This window comes from Variovorax sp. P4_D9 (assembly GCF_056401695.1).
Map to the genome: position 1 here is coordinate 1 of NZ_JBFUIU010000986.1, position 2,985 is coordinate 2,985.

Consider the following 2,985-nt stretch of genomic DNA (forward strand, 5'->3'; position numbering starts at 1 on the left):
GGTGGAAACCACCCCAGCACATTCTTGATTTTGAATCCGCTCCATCCGCTCGCAGCCGAGATAGGCATGGCTGTAGCACGCGAGCTGGCTGAGGTTGAACGCCGAGAGTCGAAACCCAGCAAAGCGTCCAAAATCCTCCATGCCACGCTTGTTCCGGCGAGCGTCGATGCACTTACCGTGCGCCCATGCGAGCGAACTGTTGGGCACCATAATCCGCGCTTATCCCGATCAACCCAGAGAGCAGGGCGCTTTGCCAGAGGATCCAGAGTGCCGGCGTGCATCGGATCCTCTCAACGACAGCCACCGTGCGTTCGCGGGCGTATTGTCAAGGGATATGGTCGATGAAATGGCGAAGGCGGCGCGCCCGTCGCTGAAATCGCGCGAGCCCGTGCGACTTGCGCCTCGCTTCTGAGGCCCAGTCTGACTACAGTTCGGCCGGCTTCGTCTCTATGCCCCATTCAGTGCGCGTGCCCGACAGTCGGCGCAAGGCGGTCTTCACGCCGGCCGGCAAGTCGTCCGCCTGATGCAATCGAATTGCAGCGAGGCCAGCGGAGGTGGCCGAATCGTGAGTCGGCATCGGGCCGCGGGCGTAGTCGACCACACGCGTGCGGCAGACGACCGTCCAGTAGAAGTGCCCGGGTATCGACTCCTCGACGAAAAGCGCATAGTCCAATTTGTTTGTCACTGTCGCTTCCACGAAGTAGGGAACTGCGCCATTGGGCATGGGAAGCCCACCAGATGCGAAGGACGGAATTCACGGCCGTGCGCAAATCTTTGTGCCCAAGATTCACTGATTGGCGCGATCAGGTTTATGGTGCGGTCTTGGGTACGACTACGGAAGACGCCAAGCCGAGCACCGACAAATGCCTCGCGAGCGCCGCCGGCGGCCTCGAAATCAGGCGCCGTCGAAAGGCGAATGGCGCGGAGAAGAAGGCCGGAATCCTCTCGACCGCCAAGCTGCCGTGGAGTTTCGTTGCAGAAAAAGGAGCCGGTCGGCAGCAAAAGCAGGCCCGCACAAGGCGGGCCTGAAGGGGTTGGTCCTTGATGCCTACCCAGGGAGAATCCATGCCCTCAGAGTACCCGCGTAATAGCCACTCGCAAGTCCGCCAAAGGTTCGCGCGGGCGGAACTATTTCACGAATTTGATTGCGATCACGCGGACCAGATGCCTTTCGCTTATCCACGAGGCCCGTGGACAGACCTGTGGACAAGAGCGGTCGAAGCTTGGGGAAGCCACTCCAGAGTAGCCTCGCGACGCGATGCCTGCAAAACAGGCACAGCCGTTCGTTTCTCGGGGCATGGCGGACCGGTTCTCCGCTCGCGGAGTCGGGTGGGCAAGGCCAACTGCAGCTCGGACAGACCAATGCTTGCCGCCCCTCCCCCGGCTCGTCCATTGGTACCTGACCCCCTTTGTAAGGGGACGGTATTAAGCCATTCCTCTCGAATCTCACTCACAGGAATTCCCATGACTCAGACCTACGCCCAGATACAAAAGCAGATCGCACAGCTTCAGAAAACCGCTGATGCGCTTCGCGAGAAGGAGGTGTCGGGCGTTGTCTCGCGCATCAAGGAGGCGATCGTCCACTACGGCCTGACTGCGCAGCAGCTCGGTTTCGGTGGTACCGCCTCGAAGGCCGAGGCGTCGATCGGAAAGGCAAGTAAAAGGAGGCCTCGCGCTGCGAAGTACAGCGACGGCAATGGCAATGCCTGGGGCGGAATGGGAAAGCGTCCACAGTGGCTGCGAGACGCGCTCGATGCCGGGAGGTGCGTGACTATCTGGCGGGTATGGCGCAGGGCCTCCAACTTCACAAGCCTTGAAAGTAAAGAAGCATGAGTTTCGTCATCTGGGGTGCAGGCACCCGCTATCACTCCATCAACTTGCGCGTGGCCCGAAGCGTCCGCCATGACACGGGGACGGGAAAGCTGGTCGTCACTACGACCGGGGGCAAGCTGGTCACCCTTTGTGGCCGCGATGTGCCGGAGGATCACCGGGTAGCTGCACACCTCTCACTGCACGACCTGAACAATTCTCGCTGCGAAACCTGCAGGCAGGCCGGGTAGCCCGTGGGCGAGGGCGGGCCGTATGTGACGACCTATATCGAGTCACCGCGTGACTTCAGTTCCACTATCCTGGCCATTTCGTCGATTCGATCATGCGTCGGCGGGGGGGCAGGGCGCGGGCTCGGGTAGAGCGCAAATTGCGACCCTTCCTCGTCCAAGTTCGATGGAAGACGACCCCACCAAGCTCGATAGTGAGCAATATTGAGGCGACGACCGTCATGAGCTATGGCAAGTGGGTGATCATGAATTTCTGCCGGTGTTGAGCTGCAGCGAACGCTGCGACGACAAGCATGACCCAGGTAGCGACGACAGCAAGCTTGACGATGCTGGTGTAGGCGGTGAGCGAGTTCGCCACGCGCGTCGCGGTGAAGCTGCGCGGCCAGGCCCGCCTGGCCAACGCAGTCATCATCCACACCTTGCCGTTCCGGCCGGTGGCGCGCCTCTCCAAGAGCTTCGTGGTGCCGCTGCCGCGCCCGACGGGCGACACCCGCATCCTGGTCAACGCTGCGGTGACCGGGCTGCGTCGCATCTTCGAACCCGGCTATGAGCTCAGCAAGGCCGGCGTCATGCTGCTCGACCTGCAGCCGGAGACGATCCACCTGGAGGCACTGGACCTCGGCGACGCGTCCGACGACCAGACAGCGCTCATGACCGGCGCTCGACAAGCTCAACGCGCGATACGGTCGCGGCACAGTGCACGTGGGCAGCACTGGTGCCACCGTCATCCAGCGCGACTGGGAGATGAAACAGGAGCGGCGGACGCCCAACTACACAACCGTGTGGTCCGAGATGCCCACCATTCGAGCGTAGTATTGTTCCGTCATGCCGAAACAACCCGCCTCCTTTGACGCCATTGCGCTGTTGTTCCGCGATAGCGAAACTAATGGAGGATTTTCAGTTTTCGGGGTATAGTTTCGGCAGACCT

6 protein-coding genes are annotated in these 2,985 nt (G+C 61.4%); 4 read left to right on the forward strand and 2 right to left on the reverse strand.

Annotated elements, in window-relative coordinates; genetic code table 11:
• Nucleotides 1-210, reverse strand: a 210-nt coding sequence (locus tag AC1DY5_RS49535; protein WP_478121654.1) for a hypothetical protein, incomplete at its 3' end; no start/stop codon positions are given.
• Nucleotides 211-424: 214 nt separating this feature from the next.
• Entirely contained in the window at nucleotides 425-685 is a 261-nt protein-coding gene (locus tag AC1DY5_RS49540) for a hypothetical protein (RefSeq protein ID WP_478121655.1), read from the reverse strand.
• A gap of 77 nt (nucleotides 686-762) precedes the next feature.
• Here AC1DY5_RS49540 and AC1DY5_RS49545 point away from each other — a divergent pair, with 77 nt between their 5' ends.
• From AC1DY5_RS49545 to AC1DY5_RS49560, 4 genes are all read left to right on the forward strand, one after another.
• A complete protein-coding gene (locus tag AC1DY5_RS49545; protein WP_478121656.1) occupies nucleotides 763-1,029 on the forward strand; it encodes a hypothetical protein in 267 nt (88 codons plus the stop codon).
• A 435-nt stretch (nucleotides 1,030-1,464) separates the two neighbouring features.
• The gene (locus tag AC1DY5_RS49550) at nucleotides 1,465-1,833 is read left to right on the forward strand and encodes an H-NS histone family protein (protein ID WP_478121657.1); all 369 of its coding nucleotides are present in this window, start codon (nucleotides 1,465-1,467) and stop codon (nucleotides 1,831-1,833) included.
• Nucleotides 1,830-2,060, forward strand: coding sequence for a hypothetical protein (locus AC1DY5_RS49555; protein WP_478121658.1), 231 nt, complete (start codon nucleotides 1,830-1,832; stop codon nucleotides 2,058-2,060). Before AC1DY5_RS49550 ends, AC1DY5_RS49555 begins: the two co-directional genes overlap by 4 nt.
• A gap of 338 nt (nucleotides 2,061-2,398) precedes the next feature.
• Nucleotides 2,399-2,908, forward strand: a complete 510-nt coding sequence (locus AC1DY5_RS49560) for a DinB/UmuC family translesion DNA polymerase (RefSeq protein ID WP_478121659.1) — start codon at nucleotides 2,399-2,401, stop codon at nucleotides 2,906-2,908.
• The last annotated feature ends 77 nt before the right edge of the window (nucleotides 2,909-2,985 follow it).

Bases quoted from the DNA above. Each gene is read 5' to 3' on its own strand.
- AC1DY5_RS49555 (WP_478121658.1), top strand. From the start codon at position 1,830: ATGAGTTTCGTCATCTGGGGTGCAGGCACCCGCTATCACTCCATCAAC.
- AC1DY5_RS49550 (WP_478121657.1), top strand. From the start codon at position 1,465: ATGACTCAGACCTACGCCCAGATACAAAAGCAGATCGCACAGCTTCAG.